The organism is uncultured Psychroserpens sp. (assembly GCF_947492715.1).
Lineage (GTDB): Bacteria > Bacteroidota > Bacteroidia > Flavobacteriales > Flavobacteriaceae > Psychroserpens.
In genome coordinates this window covers 674,239-694,967 of sequence record NZ_CANLNS010000001.1, presented here as the reverse complement: position 1 = coordinate 694,967, position 20,729 = coordinate 674,239, and the positions used below count along the sequence as shown (strand labels likewise).

The 20,729-nt window shown below is 33.6% G+C and carries 16 protein-coding genes; 12 read left to right on the top strand and 4 right to left on the bottom strand.

What is annotated here, in order from left to right:
* The first annotated feature begins 28 nt into the window (after nucleotides 1–28).
* The 11 genes from uvrC to Q0787_RS03150 all read left to right on the top strand — a co-directional run bounded on the left by uvrC (nucleotide 29) and on the right by Q0787_RS03150 (nucleotide 16,432).
* Nucleotides 29–1,822 (top strand): excinuclease ABC subunit UvrC, encoded by a 1,794-nt coding sequence (gene uvrC / locus Q0787_RS03200; RefSeq protein ID WP_298900781.1) that lies wholly within the window; start codon nucleotides 29–31, stop codon nucleotides 1,820–1,822.
* On the top strand, nucleotides 1,819–4,056 hold the full coding sequence (locus Q0787_RS03195) for a patatin-like phospholipase family protein (RefSeq protein WP_366915872.1): 2,238 nt from the start codon (nucleotides 1,819–1,821) through the stop codon (nucleotides 4,054–4,056). Before uvrC ends, Q0787_RS03195 begins: the two co-directional genes overlap by 4 nt.
* A 189-nt stretch (nucleotides 4,057–4,245) precedes the next feature.
* A complete protein-coding gene (locus tag Q0787_RS03190) occupies nucleotides 4,246–5,406 on the top strand; it encodes a homogentisate 1,2-dioxygenase (RefSeq protein WP_298900780.1) in 1,161 nt (386 codons plus the stop codon).
* A gap of 10 nt (nucleotides 5,407–5,416) precedes the next feature.
* Nucleotides 5,417–5,923, top strand: coding sequence for a CCC motif membrane protein (locus tag Q0787_RS03185; protein ID WP_298900778.1), 507 nt, complete (start codon nucleotides 5,417–5,419; stop codon nucleotides 5,921–5,923).
* A 64-nt stretch (nucleotides 5,924–5,987) separates the two neighbouring features.
* Nucleotides 5,988–7,148: a 4-hydroxyphenylpyruvate dioxygenase gene (gene hppD, locus Q0787_RS03180; protein WP_298900777.1), complete on the top strand. Its 1,161-nt coding sequence runs from the start codon at nucleotides 5,988–5,990 to the stop codon at nucleotides 7,146–7,148.
* A gap of 180 nt (nucleotides 7,149–7,328) precedes the next feature.
* Nucleotides 7,329–8,108, top strand: a complete 780-nt coding sequence (locus tag Q0787_RS03175; protein ID WP_298901515.1) for a DUF3108 domain-containing protein — start codon at nucleotides 7,329–7,331, stop codon at nucleotides 8,106–8,108.
* Nucleotides 8,109–8,113: 5 nt separating this feature from the next.
* The gene (locus Q0787_RS03170; protein ID WP_298900776.1) at nucleotides 8,114–9,046 is read left to right on the top strand and encodes a tryptophan 2,3-dioxygenase family protein; all 933 of its coding nucleotides are present in this window, start codon (nucleotides 8,114–8,116) and stop codon (nucleotides 9,044–9,046) included.
* A 12-nt stretch (nucleotides 9,047–9,058) separates the two neighbouring features.
* Nucleotides 9,059–10,348, top strand: coding sequence for a peptidoglycan DD-metalloendopeptidase family protein (locus Q0787_RS03165; RefSeq protein ID WP_298900775.1), 1,290 nt, complete (start codon nucleotides 9,059–9,061; stop codon nucleotides 10,346–10,348).
* Complete coding sequence (gene pgi, locus Q0787_RS03160) at nucleotides 10,348–11,994, top strand: glucose-6-phosphate isomerase (RefSeq protein WP_298900774.1); 1,647 nt, start codon at nucleotides 10,348–10,350, stop codon at nucleotides 11,992–11,994. The genes Q0787_RS03165 and pgi overlap by 1 nt, the downstream gene beginning before the upstream one ends.
* A 161-nt stretch (nucleotides 11,995–12,155) precedes the next feature.
* Entirely contained in the window at nucleotides 12,156–14,729 is a 2,574-nt protein-coding gene (locus Q0787_RS03155; RefSeq protein ID WP_298900773.1) for a carboxypeptidase-like regulatory domain-containing protein, read from the top strand.
* Between the two features lie 11 nt (nucleotides 14,730–14,740).
* Complete coding sequence (locus tag Q0787_RS03150; protein WP_298900772.1) at nucleotides 14,741–16,432, top strand: choice-of-anchor J domain-containing protein; 1,692 nt, start codon at nucleotides 14,741–14,743, stop codon at nucleotides 16,430–16,432.
* A 72-nt stretch (nucleotides 16,433–16,504) separates the two neighbouring features.
* On the opposite strand, the gene gldD is transcribed toward Q0787_RS03150, so the two are convergent.
* From gldD to mutY, 4 genes are all read right to left on the bottom strand, one after another.
* On the bottom strand, nucleotides 16,505–17,086 hold the full coding sequence (gene gldD / locus Q0787_RS03145) for a gliding motility lipoprotein GldD (RefSeq protein ID WP_298900771.1): 582 nt from the start codon (nucleotides 17,084–17,086) through the stop codon (nucleotides 16,505–16,507).
* Between the two features lie 14 nt (nucleotides 17,087–17,100).
* Nucleotides 17,101–18,432 carry a gliding motility-associated protein GldE gene (locus tag Q0787_RS03140; RefSeq protein WP_298900770.1) on the bottom strand — a complete coding sequence of 444 codons (1,332 nt, stop codon included), beginning with the start codon at nucleotides 18,430–18,432 and terminating at the stop codon, nucleotides 17,101–17,103.
* A gap of 24 nt (nucleotides 18,433–18,456) precedes the next feature.
* Nucleotides 18,457–18,909: a single-stranded DNA-binding protein gene (gene ssb, locus Q0787_RS03135; RefSeq protein ID WP_298900769.1), complete on the bottom strand. Its 453-nt coding sequence runs from the start codon at nucleotides 18,907–18,909 to the stop codon at nucleotides 18,457–18,459.
* An 83-nt stretch (nucleotides 18,910–18,992) separates the two neighbouring features.
* Complete coding sequence (mutY, locus tag Q0787_RS03130; RefSeq protein WP_298900768.1) at nucleotides 18,993–20,033, bottom strand: A/G-specific adenine glycosylase; 1,041 nt, start codon at nucleotides 20,031–20,033, stop codon at nucleotides 18,993–18,995.
* 134 nt (nucleotides 20,034–20,167) lie between these two features.
* On the opposite strand from mutY, the gene Q0787_RS03125 reads away from it, so the two are divergent.
* Nucleotides 20,168–20,458: an HU family DNA-binding protein gene (locus Q0787_RS03125; protein WP_028870804.1), complete on the top strand. Its 291-nt coding sequence runs from the start codon at nucleotides 20,168–20,170 to the stop codon at nucleotides 20,456–20,458.
* Nucleotides 20,459–20,729: the final 271 nt, after the last annotated feature.

Below are 20,729 nucleotides of genomic sequence, written 5' to 3'. Positions count from 1 at the left end.
GTAGGAGCTTTTCATTTACCTTTGAGTAATGCAAAAGCCTACATTAGAGATACAATTAAAAACCTTGCCTCACCAACCTGGTGTCTATCAATATTTTGATGCCGATGATAATTTGATTTATGTAGGAAAAGCTAAAAACATCAAGAAACGTGTGAGTTCGTACTTCACAAAAACTCACGATAATGGAAAAACGAGAGTTTTAGTAAAGAAAATAGCTAGCGTAAAACATATTGTTGTTGAAACAGAAACAGATGCTTTATTATTAGAAAATAACCTTATTAAGAAATACAAACCGCGTTATAATGTATTGCTTAAAGATGACAAATCATATCCATGGATTTGTATTAAAAAAGAACGTTTTCCAAGAGTGTTTTCAACGCGTCGCGTGTATAAAGATGGTTCGGAGTATTTTGGACCTTATACAAGCATGAAAACGGTTCATACCTTACTCGATTTAATTAAAGGACTATATCCATTACGAACGTGCAATTTTAATCTTTCTAAAGAAAAAATTGAAGCTGGTAAATATAAAGTCTGTTTAGAATATCACTTAGGAAATTGTAAAGGACCATGTGAAAACTTACAAACTGAAGAAGACTACAATAATAGTATTGTGGCCATACGAGAGATTTTAAAAGGAAATTTTAAAGATTCGCTGTCTCAATTTAAGTCCCAAATGAAACGGTTGGCTCAAGATATGCAGTTTGAAGATGCTCAACGCATTAAAGAAAAGATTGAGGTTTTAGAGAATTACCAAGCTAAGTCAACCATTGTAAACCCTAAAATTAGTAATGTTGATGTGTTTAGTATAATGAGTGATGAAAGCTATGCTTACATTAACTTTTTGCAATTATCTTATGGCAGCATAATTAGGTCACATACCTTAGAAATAAAAAAGAAATTAGACGAAACAGACAAAGAACTGTTGGAGTTATCGATTACTGAAATACGACAGCGATTTAACTCTAAATCTAAAGAGATTTATGTGCCATTTAAAGTTGATTTGGGAGATGAGATTAAAGTGACTGTCCCTAAATTGGGAGATAAGAAACACATTTTAGATTTATCGCTTAGAAATGCCAAGTATTATCGCATGGAACGTTTTAAGCAAGTAAAGATTATAGACCCAGATCGTCATGCTAATCGTATTATGGGCCAAATGAAATCTGATTTGCGTTTATCTGAAGAGCCTAGACATATTGAATGCTTTGATAATTCAAATATACAAGGAACCCACCCTGTTGCTGCCTGTGTAGTGTTTAGAGATGGGAAACCAAGTAAAAAAGACTATAGACATTTTAATATCAAAACAGTTGAAGGTCCAGATGATTTCGCATCGATGGAAGAAGTTGTGTTTAGACGCTATAAGCGTTTACTGGATGAGAAACAATCCTTACCTCAACTTATCATTATTGATGGAGGAAAAGGGCAACTATCTTCGGCTTTAAAAAGTTTAGATGCCTTAAAATTAAGAGATAAAATTGCCATCATCGGAATTGCAAAGCGTTTGGAAGAATTATTTTATCCAGATGACCCAATTCCGTTATATTTAGATAAAAAAAGCGAAACGCTTAAAATTATTCAACAATTAAGAAACGAAGCACATCGATTTGGTATTGAACATCACCGAAATCGTCGAAGTAAGAGTGCGCTTACAACAGAGCTCGAAACTATTCCTGGAATAGGAGAGCAAACGGTTGTAGCATTAATGAAGAAATTTAAGTCGGTAAAGCGCATTTCCGAAGCAAAAAAAGAAGATTTAGAAAAAGTTGTTGGTGTATCTAGAGCTCAAAAAATTATAGATTATTACAGTAAAAAGTGAAAAACATACTTGTTATCATATTCGTATTAGGTTTAGCGTTTTCAATGAAAGCACAAACTCACAATGAAACAGATAAACCAAAGATTGGTTTAGTGTTAAGTGGAGGTGGAGCCAAAGGGTTCGCTCATATTGGAGCGCTTAAAGTGATTGATAGTTTGGGTATAAAAGTAGATTATGTTGCTGGAACAAGTATGGGAGCAATAGTTGGGTCGCTGTACTGTGCTGGTTATTCGGGAAAGCAACTAGATTCTATTTTTGGAAGTCTAGATTTTGATAAAGTTATTAATGATAATTTACCACGATCGGCAAAGAATTTTTATGAACGAAATAATACCGAAAAATATGCCATAGCACTCCCTTTTAACAAGTTTAAATTAAAGTTGCCATCGGCCTTGTCGAGAGGGCAAAATGTTTTTAATTTATTATCTAAGCTAACACTTCATGTTAGTGAAATTGACGATTTTGATAATTTACCAATCCCATTTTTTTGTATTGCTACAAATGTGGAAACTGGAGAGCCAGTTATGCTCGATTCAGGAAATTTGCCACTTAATGTTACAGCGAGTGGAGCATTTCCGTCATTGTTTCAACCCGTAAATATTGATGGTCGATTACTTATTGATGGAGGAGTTGTAAACAATTATCCAATAGATGAACTTAGGGCAAAAGGAATGGATATCATAATAGGTGTCGACGTTCAAGATGGATTGGCCACACGAGAGGAGATGACCTCGGCTCCAGATGTACTTCTTCAAATCAATAATTTTAGAACAATTAATGATATGAAGTTGAAATCTAAAAAGACAGATATTTATATCAAACCCGATATTAAAGGTTTTTCGGTAGTCTCATTTAGTGAAGGAAAGAAAATTATTGAAAATGGAGAGGTAGCTGCTTTAGCACAATTAGAAGCACTGTCTACATTACCAAAAATGAGTTCGGAAGATAAAACAAAACAAGTTCGTGTAGTTAACAAGGATAGTATTCGCATTAATGATATCTATTTGAGTGGAAATAGTCAATATACACGCTCTTATATACTCGGAAAATTAAAGATAAAAGGAAATGAGAAGGTAAGCTATTCAGATTTTGATAGAGGCGTAAATAACCTTGTGGCTACAAATAATTTTGATGCCTTTCAGTATGATTTTAAAAAATCACCAAATAAAGAAGGCTATGATCTTAATGCTAAACTTGAAGAGAGTAGAGTATCTACGTTTTTAAAATTGGGTATACATTTTGACGATTTATATAAAAGTGCAGCTTTGGTTAATTTCACAAAGAAACGTTTGCTTTTTGACAATGATATGGCTTCACTTGATGTCATTTTGGGTGATAATGTGCGGTATAATTTTGAGTATCTTATTGATAAAGGATTTTACTGGAGTATAGGTATAAAGTCAAGATATAATCAATTTAAAAAAAGTATTAATGCCGAATTATTGCTAGATGACGCTCAAATAACGGCTACAGGAATAAATAAACTAGAAGTTAAATTACGAGATCAAACAAATCAGTTTTATTTGCAAACACTGTTTAGAAAAGATTTCGCGCTTAGCATTGGTGCCGAACATAAACGTCTAAATATTAAATCTGAAACTATAACAATAGATACCGAAACAGATGAGTTTGTCTTTGAGAATACAGATTATTTTAGTGTTTTTGGATCATTGAAATTGGATACTTATGATAATAAATATTATCCGTCAAATGGTATTTTTTTTAGTGGTAACTTTCATTCATACCTCTTTGCATCAAACTTTAATAAAGAATTTGACCGTTTTGCAATTGCTAAGGCCGAAATTGGATATGCTTTTAGCTTTTCAGATAAAATGAGTGTTAATCTTCAAACGAGTGGCGGTTTTAAACTAGGAGATAATTCTACGCAGACCTTAGATTTTGCCCTTGGTGGTTATGGCAATGACCTCATTAATAATTTTATTCCGTTTTTAGGGTATGACTTTATTTCGTTAACTGGAAATAGTTATGTAAAAGCATACGCGTGTCTAGATTATGAGGTGTTTAATAAAAATCACATAACACTAGAAGCCAATTGGGCCAATATGGATAATGATATTTTTGAATCGGGAGAATGGTTTACACTACCAGATTTTAGAGGTTATGGCGTGGGCTATGGAATTGAAACATTTTTAGGGCCAATCCAAGCTAAATTTAGTTATTCTCCAGAGCTACGTAAAAGTATTTGGTACTTTAATATTGGTTTTTGGTTTTAGAATATTAAGAATTTTCACGATATTTGAAACATGTCAAATCTATTCTTTAAAGATTTATTAAATTATCTTCATTTTCTTATCAAGAGAAATCCTGAATAAGCACACATATTTGTATCTTTATGTCAAGTCAAAATGTTTGAGACTTAGTAAACTCAAACCTTTAATTTCAACTATTTAATATAAATACGTATGCCTTTTTATCATAAATTAGGAAAAATTCCACCTAAACGCCACACGCAATTTCGAAAAGAAGATGGTAGCTTATATGCCGAACAATTATTTGGCACCATTGGCTTTGATGGGATGTCCACTAACAGTTATCACGAACAAAGACCAACACAGGTAAAAGCAATAAATAAACAGTACAGTGTTGCTCCAAAAATTGCAAAAGCAAATCACATACAATCATATCGTTTTAAAGGGTTTCAAGTCAAACCTGAAAACGATTATTTAGAGAGCAGAAAAGCAGTTTTAACAAATAGTGATTGTACAATTATTTTAGCGGCTCCAAAGCATTCTACTAGAGAGTACTTTTATAAAAACTCTGATGCTGATGAACTCATTTTTGTGCATAAAGGAACTGGAAAACTACGCACGCACCTTGGGAATTTAGATTTTAAGTATGGAGATTATCTTGTAGTACCAAGAGGAATTATTTACAAAATGGATTTCGATACCGAAGACAATAGGTTGTTTATTGTAGAATCTCGTAGGCCAATTTATACGCCTAAGCGCTATAGAAATTGGTTTGGGCAATTGTTAGAGCATTCACCTTTTTGTGAACGTGATTTACGTCAACCGCAAGAGCTTGAAACGTATAATGAAGCGGGAGATTTTTTAATTAAAGTTAAAAAACAAGATGATATTTTTGAAATGGTTTATGGATCTCATCCCTTTGATGTGGTAGGATATGACGGTTTTAATTATCCATATGCTTTTTCTATTCATGACTTTGAACCTATAACAGGTCGTATTCATCAGCCACCTCCTGTGCATCAAACCTTTGAGACAGATGCTTTTGTTGTGTGTAGTTTTGTGCCACGTTTATATGATTATCATCCAGATGCTATTCCAGCGCCTTACAATCATAGCAATATAGACAGTGATGAGGTGTTGTATTATGTTGATGGTGATTTTATGAGTAGAAATGACATAGATGCAGGTCATATTAGCTTACATCCAGCCGGTATTCCTCATGGTCCTCATCCAGGAGCTACAGAACGTAGTATAGGAAAGGTCAAAACAGATGAATTGGCTGTTATGGTAGATACGTTTAAACCATTACAAGTTACTGAAGAGGCTTTAAAAATAGCAGACGAAGATTATTTTAAATCTTGGTTAGAACACTAAAAAAGAGAATATGTCTTATAATAAATTACCCGCAGATCCAACTGCATTAATTTTAGGAATTGGAGCTATTTTAATTGGTTTTGCTGGTTGTTGTTGCTATGGTGTTTTTGCGATTGTACCGCTTGCACTAGGTATTATTGGGTTAGTTATTGCGAACAAGAGTTTGAAAGCATTTGAGCAAGACCCAGAAGCTTATAATCATCAAAGTAGAAGTAACGTGGCGACGGCAAAAATATTAAACATAATAGCTATTGCGTTTAATGCAGTGGTTTTACTGTTCTTTGTTGCAGCTGTTACATTTTTTGGAACCCTGTCTTCGCAAGATTTCTATGAAGAAATATTAAAACAACGTAATACAGACGATTTCGAATATGAATGGGAAAATGATACAATATATGATTATGAAGAAGATGATTACTATGAAATAGAAAGCGACTCGATTAATATAGATTCGATACAAATAAAAAATGAAAAACTAAATACGGCTAAAACCGCTCAAGATAGTTTAATTAACTAATAACAATGAACTCAAATTATATATTTGAGTCACTTCGACTAGAGAAGTATTAAAAATAAATATTATGGCAAAAGAAGTAAAAAGTGTCAATTATGGATTAGAGAAAATCTTTGAAGATGCTAAAGATTTTTTACCACTTTTAGGAACAGATTATGTAGAGTTTTACGTAGGAAACGCTAAGCAATCGGCTCATTTTTATAAAACCGCCTTTGGGTTTCAATCTTATGCATACAAAGGTTTAGAGACAGGATCAACAGATTCTGTTAGTTACGTTTTGAAGCAAGATAAGATAAGGTTGGTGTTAACAACACCTTTAAATAGTAAATCACCAATTAATGATCATATTGTTAAACATGGTGATGGCGTTAAAGTAGTAGCGCTTTGGGTTGATGACGCAAGAAAATCTTATGAAGAAACGACAAAAAGAGGTGCCAAATCTTATATGGAGCCTGTGGTAGAAACCGATGAGTTTGGTGAAGTTGTGAGAGCAGGAATTTACACTTATGGTGAAACCGTTCATATGTTTGTAGAACGAAAAAATTATAACGGAACATTCATGCCTGGATTCCAAAAATGGGAGTCAGATTATAATCCAGAATCAGTTGGATTAAAATATATAGATCACATGGTTGGTAATGTTGGTTGGGGACAAATGAACACATGGGTTAAATGGTATGAAGATGTTATGGGGTTTGTTAATTTCTTGTCGTTTGATGACAAGCAAATCCACACCGAGTATTCTGCGTTAATGAGCAAAGTAATGAGTAATGGAAATGGGCGCATTAAATTTCCAATAAATGAGCCTGCAAAGGCAGCTAAGAAATCTCAAATTGAGGAATATTTAGACTTTTATGAAGGTTCTGGTGTACAACATATTGCTGTAGCAACCGATGATATTATAAAAACCGTTGCTCAACTTAAGGCAAGAGGTGTAGAATTCTTACCACCACCACCTCAATCTTATTATGATATGATTCCAGAACGATTAGGAGTACATATGGATATGATGAAAGAAGATATTAAAGAGTTGCAAAGATTGTCAATTCTTGTAGATGCTGATGAAGAAGGGTATCTACTGCAAATTTTCACAAAACCAGTTGAAGATAGGCCTACACTGTTCTTTGAAATTATTCAAAGAATGGGAGCACAAGGTTTTGGAGCAGGGAATTTTAAAGCGTTGTTCGAGTCTATTGAGCGAGAACAAGCCAAAAGAGGAACCTTATAAATGATAATGTTTTAAACGCTGTCCTTTTTTGGATGGCGTTTCTTTTAAATCTAACAGAACTATAACACCTTTGTTTATAATGATTTCAATAAAATTTATATTTTTGGAATAGTAATTGTAATTCTTCTTAATGAACAATAAAATGTGATGCAGAAAGTTACATTTACAATACTATATATGATGAAAAACATACTACTTATAATTGGAATTCTATTTTGTTTGCAAACGTCTTCTGCCCAAAAGAAAAGTGCATTCAAAGATGGCGAATGGTTTAAATTTAGAATGAGTTATAGTGGATTTCTTAAAGCTGGAAATGCCACATTATCACTTAAAGAGACAACTTTGAATGGAAAACCCGTGTATCATGTGGTTGGAAAAGGATGGACTACAGGAGCAATTAAGTGGTTTTTTAAAGTAAAAGATAGATACGAAAGTTACTTTGATAAAGAAACAGGTGTTCCCTATAAATTTATTAGGAAAATAGATGAAGGAGGTCATACTAAAGATATTGTAATCAAATTCAATCAAGGCAAGAAAGAAGCCTTAGTAGAAAACAAAAAACATAAAACAAAGAAAAAAATTACGACTGAACAGGATGTTCAAGATATGGTATCGGCATTTTACTATCTCAGAAATAACTATGATACCGATAATATTAAAGTAGGAGAAGTTGTGTCACTAAATATGTTCTTTGATGAAGAGAATTATAACTTTAGGCTCAAGTTCTTGGGACGAGAAACTATTAAAACGAAATTTGGAAAAATAAAAACTCTAAAGTTTAGACCATATGTTATGGCTGGACGTGTTTTTAAGGAACAAGAAAGTCTAACGCTTTGGGTAAGTGCAGATGAAAATAAGATTCCTTTAAAAATCAAAGCAGATTTAGCCGTGGGGTCTTTAAGGGCAGATCTTGAAGATTATAAAGGGTTAAAACATTATTTTCCTATTCAATTTGACTAATCAACATGAATGACACTCAAAATTTTGACGAGATAATAAAACAACTTCAAGAGAAGTACACAAACATAGATCAAGATACAGATGATCACCTTTATGGCTTGCTTTATAGCAAGCCTATTACATATTGGGACTATATTCAAACTGATGCGTTACTCAATTTACAAATTCAACGAACAACGCTTCCAGATGAAATGGTCTTTATTGCATATCATCAAATAAATGAACTCATTTTTAAAATGATCTTATGGGAAATCCAACAAGTCGCAGAAAAAGAAGGCCTAACGGTCGAATTTTTTGAAAGTAAAATTATGCGTATTAGCCGTTATTTTGATATGCTCACAACGTCTTTTAATATTATGAGAGAGGGTATGGAGATAGAACAGTATATGAAGTTTAGATATACTTTAACTCCAGCGAGCGGATTTCAAAGTGCACAGTATCGTATGATTGAGTTTGCTTCAACTGAACTCATCAATCTTATAGACTATAGATTTCGAAAAACAATAGATCGTAATACTCCTTTCGAGCATGCCTTTGAACATTTATATTGGCAAGCAGCAGGAAAAGATTATGCAACTGGTAAAAAATCAACGCTTTTAGTCAATTTTGAAAAGCGCTATAAAGGAGATTTTATTCGATTCATGCAAACCTACAACACGAAAAACTTATGGACGCGCTTTAAAGAACTTCCTAAAGAAGATCAGCAAGACGAAGATTTAGTAAAAGCCATGAGACATTTCGATTACACCGTTAATATCACATGGGTTATGGCGCATTATAACGCTGCAAGACATTATATTGAAAGTGGAACAGGAGATGGTGAAGCAACAGGAGGAAGCGACTGGAAAAAATATATGCATCCAAAATACCAAAAACGAATATTTTTTCCTGAACTTTGGAGCGAACAAGAATTAGAAAATTGGGGAGAAAACATATAACAAATTAGCTTAATGCAACCAAAACAATTATTAATAGCACTTTTTATTTGTATTGGTTTTTTTTCATGTAAGGACGAGGAGAAAGAACCAAATTTAGAACAATTACAAACCTATGTTGAGCCAGAACCTCTAAAAGAATTTGGTTTTATACTTGAAGATTATATCGTTAAGAGGGATACGATAAAAAAAGGGGATAGTTTTGGGGAAATATTGGAACGTAACCACATTGGTTACCCAAGAATCTTCAATATTGCAGAAAAAATCAAAGATTCATTCGATATTGGAAAATTAAAAATTGGTAAGCCGTATACACTTTTTTGCACGAAAGACACACTTCAAACTCCAGAATACTTTATTTATCAACCTAACAGTATAGACTATGTGGTTATCAAAATGATTGATTCTGTGGTTGCATATAAAGAGAAAAAACCAATTACTATTGTTCAGAAGGAAGCCTCAGGAGTAGTGATGAATAACTTGTCTGAAACTATGGAAGCTCAAGGATTACCTTATCAATTAATTAATGATATGAGTGATATTTATGCTTGGACCATAGATTTTTTTAGACTACAAAAAGGAGATCGATTTAAAATTATTTATAATCAACGCTTCATTGAGGATACAATTTATGCAGGTATAGAAAGCATAGATGCGGCCTATTTTGAGCATAAAAGTGAGCCGTTTTACGCTTTCAATTTTCAGGTAGATAGCACTAAACAAATTTCAGATTACTTTGATGAAAATACAAAGAGTTTAAGACGTACATTTTTAAAAGCACCTGTTCAGTTCAGTCGAATTTCTTCGCGTTATAATCTTAATCGCCGTATCAAATATTATGGCTATAAACTAAGGCCTCACAGAGGAACAGATTTTGCAGCACCAATTGGAACGCCAATCTTAGCAACAGCCAATGGAACTGTTACAGAATCTACAAGACGAGGTGGAAATGGGAAATTTGTGAAAATAAAACACAATGGGACTTATAGCACTCAATACTTGCATATGAAAGCTCAAAATGTAAAAAAGGGTGATTTTGTAAAACAAGGAGATGTGATTGGATGGGTAGGAATGACAGGAAATACAGGAGGACCACATGTGTGTTATCGTTTTTGGAAAAATGGTAAACAAGTTGATCCATTTAGAGAAAAATTACCAGCAGCCGAATCTATTCCTGATTCACTTAAATCAAACTATACAGAGTTTATTAAACCTTTAAAATCTCAACTTGATAATATTCAATTTGAAGATAACAAAATACATTTACCAACAGAAGAAGATGTATTAACGTCCAAAATACAATAATGGCATTACAAACAGTCAACCCAACCACCACCAAAGCCTGGAGTAAATTACTAGCGCATTTTAAAACCATAGAGCATACGCATTTAAGAACATTGTTTGCAGACGATCTTGGCAGAGCCAGTAATATGACTGTGTCTTGGGAAGACTTTTATGTAGATTATTCTAAACAACGGATTTCAAAAGAAACAGTAGAGCTATTATTAGAACTGGCAGAGGAAGTAGGTTTAAAGGATGCCATAGATAAGTATTTTGGAGGAGATGTTATTAATCAAACTGAAGGCAGGGAAGTGTTGCATACTGCGTTAAGAGCATCTGAAAATGATGAGGTTGTAGTAAATGGAACTAATGTAATGCCTGAGATATTTCAGGTCAAAAACAAAATAAAAGATTTTTCTAATCGCGTTATTAATGGTGAACTTAGAAGTTATACTAATAAACCTTTTACAGATATAGTCAATATTGGAATTGGAGGTTCAGACCTTGGACCTGCTATGGTTGTAGATTCATTGAGCTTTTACAAAAATCACCTCAAAACACATTTTGTCAGTAATGTTGATGGTGATCATGTCAATGAGGTTATAAAAAATTTAGATCCAGAAACAACATTATTCGTTATTGTCTCTAAAACATTTACAACTCAAGAAACGTTGTCTAATGCCAACACCATTAGAAAGTGGTTTTTAGAGCAAGCCCCTCAAGATGCTGTATCAAAACATTTTGTAGCTGTTTCCACAAATATTGAAAAAGTAAAAGCTTTTGGTATTGATGAAAACAATATTTTCCCTATGTGGAACTGGGTTGGTGGACGCTTTTCACTATGGAGTGCTGTTGGACTTTCTATTAGTTTGGCCGTTGGGTTTAAGTATTTTGATGAGTTGCTTTTAGGAGCTCATAACATGGACATACATTTTAAGACTGAAGATTTCGAAAAGAATATCCCAGTAATTACGGCGCTTTTAAGTGTTTGGTATAATAACTTTTTTAATGCTGAAAGCGAAGCAGTAATACCATATTCTCAGTATTTAAATCAATTTGCTACCTATCTTCAGCAAGGTATTATGGAAAGTAATGGTAAAAGCGTTGATCGCAATGGCAATACTATTAATTATCAAACCGGAACCATAATTTGGGGAGAACCTGGAACCAATTCTCAACACGCATTTTTTCAGTTAATTCATCAAGGCACAAAATTAATTCCTGCCGAATTTATTGGTTTCGCAAAACCACTACATGGAAACCAAGATCATCATGACAAATTAATGTCTAATTTCTTTGCCCAAACAGAGGCGTTAATGAATGGTAAATCTGAGGGTACTGTAACTAAAGAATTACAAGATTTAGGACTTTCCAAAGAGAAAATAGAGGCATTAAAACCTTTTAAAGTTTTTGAAGGAAATAAGCCAACAACCACGATTTTAATTGAGAAATTAACGCCACAAAGTCTTGGGAAATTGATTGCCTTGTATGAACATAAAATATTTGTTCAGGGAATTGTTTGGAATATTTTTAGTTATGATCAGTTTGGTGTTGAGCTTGGAAAACAGCTTGCAAATACAATTTTAGACGAACTTCAAAATGAAAATGTTATTAACAATCATGACGAATCTACCCAAAACCTCATTAAACACTACCAAAACCTAAGATGAGGTTGTTAAATACTTATTGCTTTAACAACAGGTCAATTTCAAATTTTAAGAAAATTTTAAGTATTTTTAAAGGTTAACAAATCTTAACATTTTGGTAATATAGTATCCCTTTATCAGGTGTACTTTTGCCGCAAAATTAAAACTCTAAATAATTTTAAACAATGAAAAAAATTTCAAAATGTTTATTGGTATTTGTAGTCTTATTGTGCACTACAATTGCTTTTTCACAAAGCACAATTACAGGTAAATTAGTTGGTTCTGATATGAACGAACCATTACCTGGAGCAAATATCATTGAAAAGGGAACATCAAATGGTACCAACACCGATTTTGATGGAAATTTCACCCTTAAAACTCAAGCGTCGTCTGGAGAAATAGTAATTACTTTTGTGGGTTATAACTCGCAAACAATTACTTTTTCAGGAGATATGGATCTTGGGACGATTACTCTTGTTTCGAGCGAAGTAGGCTTACAAGAAGTTCAAATTATTGCATCTGTAGCAGTAGACAGAAAAACACCTGTTGCTGTATCAACGGTAAGAGCTGCAGATATTCAATTAAAATTAGGAACACAAGAATTTCCTGAAGTATTAAAATCTACACCTGGTGTTTATGCTACTAAAGCAGGTGGTGGTTTTGGTGATGGTCGTATTAATTTACGTGGATTTAATTCTGAGAATGTTGCCGTAATGATTAATGGTGTTCCAGTAAACGACATGGAAAATGGTCGTGTATTCTGGAGTAACTGGGCTGGATTAGGAGATGTTACTAGTTCAATGCAAGTGCAAAGAGGTCTTGGAGCAGCAAGAGTTGCCGTGCCATCTGTAGGAGGAACAATCAATATCTTGACTAAAACGACAGATGCTGAAGCTGGTGGAAACATTATGACAACACTTGCTAATGATGGGTACCGAAAATTTGGAGTAACGTATTCTACAGGTTTAATGGAAAATGGTTTCGCTGTTACAGTTTCAGCCGCTAAGACTGATGGTGATGGTTATGTAAGAGGAACACCTTTTAATGCTGTTTCATATTTTGTAAACGTATCTAAAGAACTTAATGATCAACACAAATTATCTTTTACCGCTTTTGGCGCAAAACAACGTCATGGTCAAAGACAAAACAGACATTTAATTGATACATATAGATTGAGTGAAGATGGTATCAAGTATAACTCAGATTGGGGTTATAAAAATGGTCAGTTAACATCTATTGAAGATAACTTTTATCACAAACCTCAGATCTCTTTAAATCACTATTGGGATCTCAATGATAAAACAAGTATCTCAACAGCAGCCTATGCGTCCTTTGGTACTGGAGGTGGAGGTGGAACTCTAGGAAGTGATGCCGAAACACCAGGATTTGAAGGTGATGGAAGATTTAAATTCACAAGTCCAGATTACCGTATAGGTGTACTTGGTCCTTTAGATTTCGACCGCATAGTTGATGAAAATATTGCAAATGGAGCAAATGGTTCTAGTGCTGCTTTAAGAGCATCACGTAACGACCACAATTGGTACGGAATCCTATCTACATTGAAATCGGATTTATCAGATGACTTAGTGCTTTTGGCTGGATTAGACTGGAGAAGCTATACAGGAAAACACTTTAGAGAAGTTACAGATTTATTAGGTGGTCAATTCATAATTAATGAGGATAACGTTAATAACCCAACAGGTATCGCAAGAGTAGGTGATAAAGTGGCTTATAATAATGACGGAATCGTTGGGTGGTTAGGAGCATTTGCTCAGTTAGAATATGATGTAAACGAAAACTTCAACACATTCATATCATTAAACGCGTCGAACACATCTTATAAGAGAAAAGATTACTTTAACTATTTAAATAGCGATCCTCTTCAAGAAACAGATCGTTTCAACTTCTTTGGTTTTGGAGCGAAAGGTGGTGCTAACTATCGAATCGATATGAACCATAATGTATTTGTTAACATAGGGTATTTTGAAAAAGCAGCTGATTTTGATGCGGTTTTCCCTAACTTTAACAATGATGAGATTAATGAAAATGCCGAAAATCAAAAAATAACAAGTTATGAAATCGGCTATGGTTTCAGAGGCGAACGTTTTTCTGCTAATGTTAACTTATATAGAACTGCTTGGAGAGATAGAACGGAAACATTGTCTTTTCAGTTAAATGAAGATGAAACAGGGTTTGCTAACATTTTAGGTGTAAATGCAATTCACCAAGGTATTGAAATTGATTTTGTATATAAAGCAACAGATAAATTAGACATTACAGGTATGGCATCTCTTGGAGATTGGAGATGGGAAGAAGATGTTACTGGAGTTAATATTTTAAATGAAGAGCAGGAAGTAGTAGATACAGTAAACTTGTTTATTGAAGATACACCTGTAGGTGATGCTGCTCAAACAACTATGGCATTAGGTGTTAACTATAGATTTGGAGTAAAGACAAGATTATCTGTAGATTACAACTATTTCGATCGTTTGTATGCAGATTTTGATCCAAGTGATAGAGGAACACAAGGTGCTCCAGATCCATGGGAAGTACCATCGTATGGCGTATTTGATGCTGCTATTACTCATGGTTTCTCGTTTGGAGATTTCGACGCATCGTTAACAGCTAGAATGAATAATGTATTTAATACAGAATATATCGCTGATGCCTTAGATGGTGCAGATTCAAATGCTGAAACAGCTTTAGTTTATTATGGTTTTGGAAGAACATTTAGTGTTGGAGCAAAACTTAAATTTTAAAAAATAGAACAATGAAAAGAATAGTTTATGTATTAGCCTTTATAGGCGCAATTTTCACAGGATGTAATCCTGTAGAAGATATTAATGATGATCTTGCCAATCTGGGCGACCCAATAATTGGTGTTGATGAATTTACATTAACATCAGATGATTATGCAGCTCTAGTTGATCAAGGAGACGATGAAGATCCTGATTTTTATGAAACGTTTGAAGCATTTAGCGACATAGAGGACGCTAAAGTTATCTTACCTCCGTTTTTAGCAGATAGATACCCTTTTTGGGGAGACGGTTCATCAGTTACTGTTAGCTTTAACTTAATAGATGGTAACCCAGAAGATGTAAGTGCGTTCACTAATGCAGATGTATATAGTTTGGGATCTAGTGATTATCCAACAAGTAATAGTAATGCATTTTTGCCTAGTGAGAATGCTGGAAATACATTAGAAAATGTACTAGCCGATCAATTCGCCAGTCCAACAGAAGGACAAGTAGTGAGATTAGGTTATAATAGATTTACAGCAGAGCCTGAAGTTGGTTTGGCTAGCGTTTACGAAGCATCATTTCCACTTGATTTTGGTAATTTTGAACTTGTAGAAGTATTAGATGACGGATTAGAAGGTGATGATGATAATTTAGGCTGGAGAGATGAAGCTGCTTATGCTGAAGGGTCTGGTTTTTCAGGTGGTGCTAATGCTACTGAAGAATGGCTAATTTCTCCTGAATATGACTTATCTGGTAGTACAGGTTTATCATTTCAAATTACTCAAGAGATTGACTTTTTAGGAGATGAAACCTTATTTGATGTCTTAGTATCTATGGACTATGCAACTGGTGGAGATCCTACGACTGCAACATGGACTGCTGTTGCTTTTGATAAAACAATGTTTGGAAGTATGACGACATCTGCTGATTTAGATTTTACTGCTTATGATGGACAAACTGTTCACGTAGCTTTAAAGTATAGCTCTACAGATTCTGATTCACCACGTTGGAGAGTTCAAGATTTTGCTATTAGAACTATCGGTTTTTCTGGCGATACCGAGTCATTATCTGCATATTACAAATATTCTGAAGGTGAATGGGATGAGGTAGATGGCGTGTACTATTTAAGTAGTGCTGATTATGATTCAATGGGTGAAGGTTCTGGTCAGCCAGGTGCATTTAATAACTTTAGTGGTTCTGTTTTACCAGAAAACTATTTACCACAGTTCTTAAGTATTAACTACCCGTTTGCTCAAGAAGGAGACGAACTATTTATAATCTATAGATTCTTTGGTGGTAGTGGTGTAGGTACTGTAACTAAAGGAAACTTATACACATTTAGTGGCGGAAACTGGTCACCTAGTATATCTTCTCTACAATTTGGTTTAGAAAATGGTATTTGGGTTCCAGATAATACAATTAGATATACCTTAACTGGTAGTGATTATACATTAGTAGCGTCAGAGTTAATAGCTGTTGAAGGTTTTGAAGCAGCGGCTGATAACTTAGATAACTTTGGTAACTTTAATAGAGCTGGAGGAAGTACTAACTGGACAGATGAGATGATAGTTACTGCATTAAATATTGTACTAGATAATTTGAATCCTTCTGCAGCAGATGGACAAAAATATATTGTTACAATAGCAACTTGGGCACCTGGAAATTCAACCGAAGATTTCTCGATGATTAAGAGTAGCGGTGAATGGGTTATTAATAACTAATTTTAGTAAGATTCATAAAAATAAAAATGCCTATCAGTTTTGATAGGCATTTTTTTATGTTTTAAATAGAATTTATTCTTTCCATTCTACAGATTCCATGATGCGCTTTATATCATTTTTTAAATATACTGCTGCTGGATAAATCGAATCGTAATTAGGTATGGCATGAAAGTATAAAGAGCCGCTTAAAAAATGTTTGGTACTATCGGTAACATAAAATTGTGATTGTGATGCTGCATTACCTCCAACTTCGTAAAACATTCCATATACATTTTGTTCGGGGTTTTCATAAAGAACACTTTCTATTTCATCGGCTTTAATTGTATGTTTCTGTGTTAACGTCTGTGCATCGCGAAGTAATGAATCTAAGTTGGTGGTATTAACTTGCTTATAAGTAAGGTAAATGGTGCCTTTCATGGCAGGATAATTTATATTCACACCAATAGAATTGTTAATGCCATCAAGTTTAATGTTCGAAATTTTATCGGCATTACTATTTTTTTCAAAAGTGAATGGTAAACGTACATCTACTTTTGTATATACAGGTTTTTTATAGTCCAATCTTAGCATAGCCTTTGGTTTTGGCAACGGATCATTTCCGCAGGAAAAACAAGCAATAGCAATTAATGGGATAACAAATTTTTTAATAGTCATAGAGAGGAGGCAATTTAGTCCAATATAGTAAATTTGATTTGTTTGATTCGCTTTTTGTCGATAGCTTCAATAGTAAAAACGTAATTTTTGAAATTTATTTTACTTTGACGTCTAGGGAATATGCCAGAAATTTCCAAAACAAACCCTGCAACAGTTTCGGCTTCACCTTTATGGTCTTCAAATTCTGATGTATCATCCAATTTCAGAATTCTATAAAAGTCTTTCAAGGTAGTCTTGCCTTCAAAGGAGTAGTTGCGGTCATCAATTTTAGTATATATCACGTCATCATCGTCAAACTCATCACTAATATCACCAACAATCTCTTCAATTACGTCTTCTAAGGATACCACACCAGATGTTCCGCCATATTCATCAACTACAACAGCTAAATGAACCTTTTTTTCTTGGAATTCTACCATTAAATCGTCCAGTTTTTTGTTTTCAGGAACGAAAAATGGATCACGCAAGAGTGTAGTCCAATCAAATTCTTTTCGATCTATAAATGGCAGTAAGTCTTTAATGTATAAGATTCCAATGACATTATCTATACTATCCTTATAAACAGGAATTCGAGAATACCCATTTTTGATAACCTCTGGAATGATTTCGTCATAGGTTAAATCTTCGTTGAGCGCAAAAATATCCATTCTAGGTCGCATGACTTGCTTCGTATCTGTATTTCCGAAGGAAACAATGCCTTCTAAAATCTTTTGTTCTTCATCTGTTGTGTCTCCATCAGAAGTTAGTTCTAGAGCCTGAGACAATTGATCAACACTAAGGTTTGATTTTTGCTTTCCTAATTTCTTATGAATACCCAATGTTACATTACGCATAGGTAAACTAATAGGTGAAAAAATAACATCTAAAACTTTAAGCGGTAAGGCCATGAATTTTGAAAACTTCATGCGATTTCTACTGGCATAAATCTTTGGAACAATTTCACCAAATAGTAAAATTAAAAATGTAATGATTACTACATTTAGGAAGAAAACAAGATCAACTTTAAAAAAATAAAAACTAATAGAAGCATCAACGCCTTTAAATAGAATATCGCTTAAGGAATCAAATAGTAAAACGATGCCAATGTTAATGAAGTTATTGGCTACTAAGATGGTTGCTAATAGTTTTTTTGGACGGTCTAATAGTTTAGAAACGATACTGAAATGTTTAGCGTTGTCTTCTAAACCCGAATCGATATCTGACTTTGATAATGAAAAAAGAGCGACTTCCGCACCAGAAATTAAAGCAGAGCAAAGCAATAAAATAAAAAGTAATACGAGCCCAGAAATTAAAGAAACGTTTACATTAAGCATTAAGACTATTAAACTCGCGGGTTCGGGATCCAAAGTAAATAATTTAGTTTAGGTTATTTAAAACGGAAGATCATCATTATCTTCTGTTATGGGTTTAGATACTGAATTGCTAGGTGTTTGCTCAGCCGCAGGCTGTGGATTGGCCGCTGGCGGAGTACCACCTTGATTTTCATTTTTAGTAGACAAGAAGGTAAAATCTGTACATTGTATTTCTGTTGAGTAACGATCTGCTCCTTTGTCGTCTTGCCACTTTCTGGTTTTAAGTCGTCCTTCAATATATACTTTATCACCTTTAGATAAGTACTTTTCACAAATTTCGGCGGCTTTATTGCGTACTACAATATTGTGCCATTCTGTATTAGTAACGCGCTCGTTGGTTTGCTTATTAGTATAAGTTTCATTAGTAGCTAATGGAAAACGCCCTACACAATTACCACCATCAAAATAATGCATCTTTACTTCATCTCCTAAATGCCCAATTAGCATCACTTTATTTAATGTTCCTGACATAATTATTGTTGTTTAAGACTACAAAATTAAGCATTTTAAAGTCTGATTATTAAAAGTATGAAAAATTTATGAGTTCTCTAAAATCAGAAATTGTACTGGTCTATAAAATTACTTATCAAAATTGGTGTTGGATAGGTTTCTATATCTGAAATAGAAATGCTTTTTGACGGAAATGTTTCAGGTTTGACAATCCAAAATTTGGTGTATAAATGCTGATGTGATAGTTTATGAATGATATCTGTTTCATTATATAAATAATGTTCCATAACATCGTCTATTAGAGGTGTGTTTCCCAAATTAAGAAGATGAAATTCATGGGCTTCCAAACTTCTATCTGATTCTAATAGAGGAAATTGATATAAATTTCGCCAAATTCCTTTATCCATTCTCTGCTCGAAAATCACTCTGTTATCCTGGGAGAGGATGACCAAAAAATTAAAATACTTCTTAGTGACCTTGGTTTTTTTTAATTTAACAGGTAATTGATCTATTGTTTTGTGTTGAAATGCTAAGCAACTATCTGTTAATGGGCAATTGCTGCAATTGGGGCTTTTAGGTTTGCATTGTGTGGCTCCAAATTCCATTATAGCCTGATTGTAGTCTCCTGGATGTTTGGTGTCAATTAGTGTTGTAGCGAGCTTTTTAAATGCCTTAATACCTTTAGTAGAATTAATAGGTGTGTCAATCGCGAAATATCGAGATAACACCCTATAAACATTACCATCAACAACGGCATGAGGTTCATCAAAACAAATAGAAGAGATGGCACTGGCTGTATAATCTCCTACACCTTTAAGTTTTAGAAGCGCTTCATATGTATTTGGAAATTCACCATTGAGATCATTAACAATGTATTGAGCAGAGGCATGTAAATTTCTAGCTCTAGAGTAGTAGCCTAAACCTTGCCAAAGCTTTAAAACCGCCTGTTCGCTGGCATTTGCTAAGTCGAAAACAGTAGGAAAATGGGTAACAAAAGCTTCATAATAAGGTAATCCTTGGGTAATTTGAGTTTGTTGCATAATAATTTCAGACAACCAAATGTGATAAGGATTTTTAGTTGTTCTCCATGGTAAATTTCTCTTATTGACTGAGTACCAATGCGTTAAAATTTCGGTAAAATTCATTTATATGACTAAATTTTTACAAAAATAAATCTTTACAAGGTTAAATTTTAATTAATTACGCTTGAAATATTGAAATTAAATTACCTATATTTGCATCCCTTATAATTAATAGATAACCCTAAAAATTAATAACAATGACAAAAGCTGATATAGTAGCGAAAATTTCTGATAAATTAGGAATTGAAAAAGGAGATGTTCAAGCAACAGTTGAAACATTCATGGAAGAAGTAAAATCTTCATTAGAAGGTGGAGATAATGTATATCTAAGAGGTTTTGGAAGTTTTATCGTTAAAACTAGAGCAGAAAAAACTGGACGTAACATTTCAAAAAATACAACAATCAAAATACCTGCTCACAATATACCTGCATTTAAACCTGCAAAAGTATTTGTTGAAGGTGTTAAGACTAACGTTGAAGTAAACTAAAGCATTAAAACAAATATTAATTTAAAAAAGACTTATTTATGCCAAGTGGTAAAAAAAGAAAAAGACACAAGGTAGCGACGCATAAGCGTAAAAAACGTAGACGCGCTAATCGTCACAAAAAGAAATAAATTAAGAAAAGTAGTTTTTTAACTACTTTTCTTAATTTTAAAAACAACGTTCTTTGATATAAAATTCATGAGTTTTATTACGTTTTACCTTCGTAATACATGAATTTGCTGGATTAAATATCCTGTGTCAAAATAAAGTAATA

Excerpts from the sequence above, each read along its gene's own strand:
- Q0787_RS03150 (WP_298900772.1), top strand. The coding sequence starts at position 14,741 with ATGAAAAGAATAGTTTATGTATTAGCCTTTATAGGCGCAATTTTCACA.
- mutY (WP_298900768.1), bottom strand. The coding sequence starts at position 20,033 with ATGAATTTTACCGAAATTTTAACGCATTGGTACTCAGTCAATAAGAGA.
- pgi (WP_298900774.1), top strand. The coding sequence starts at position 10,348 with ATGGCATTACAAACAGTCAACCCAACCACCACCAAAGCCTGGAGTAAA.
- Q0787_RS03165 (WP_298900775.1), top strand. The coding sequence starts at position 9,059 with ATGCAACCAAAACAATTATTAATAGCACTTTTTATTTGTATTGGTTTT.
- gldD (WP_298900771.1), bottom strand. The coding sequence starts at position 17,086 with ATGACTATTAAAAAATTTGTTATCCCATTAATTGCTATTGCTTGTTTT.
- Q0787_RS03175 (WP_298901515.1), top strand. The coding sequence starts at position 7,329 with ATGAAAAACATACTACTTATAATTGGAATTCTATTTTGTTTGCAAACG.
- Q0787_RS03185 (WP_298900778.1), top strand. The coding sequence starts at position 5,417 with ATGTCTTATAATAAATTACCCGCAGATCCAACTGCATTAATTTTAGGA.
- ssb (WP_298900769.1), bottom strand. The coding sequence starts at position 18,909 with ATGTCAGGAACATTAAATAAAGTGATGCTAATTGGGCATTTAGGAGAT.
- Q0787_RS03190 (WP_298900780.1), top strand. The coding sequence starts at position 4,246 with ATGCCTTTTTATCATAAATTAGGAAAAATTCCACCTAAACGCCACACG.
- Q0787_RS03125 (WP_028870804.1), top strand. The coding sequence starts at position 20,168 with ATGACAAAAGCTGATATAGTAGCGAAAATTTCTGATAAATTAGGAATT.
- hppD (WP_298900777.1), top strand. The coding sequence starts at position 5,988 with ATGGCAAAAGAAGTAAAAAGTGTCAATTATGGATTAGAGAAAATCTTT.
- uvrC (WP_298900781.1), top strand. The coding sequence starts at position 29 with ATGCAAAAGCCTACATTAGAGATACAATTAAAAACCTTGCCTCACCAA.
- Q0787_RS03170 (WP_298900776.1), top strand. The coding sequence starts at position 8,114 with ATGAATGACACTCAAAATTTTGACGAGATAATAAAACAACTTCAAGAG.
- Q0787_RS03155 (WP_298900773.1), top strand. The coding sequence starts at position 12,156 with ATGAAAAAAATTTCAAAATGTTTATTGGTATTTGTAGTCTTATTGTGC.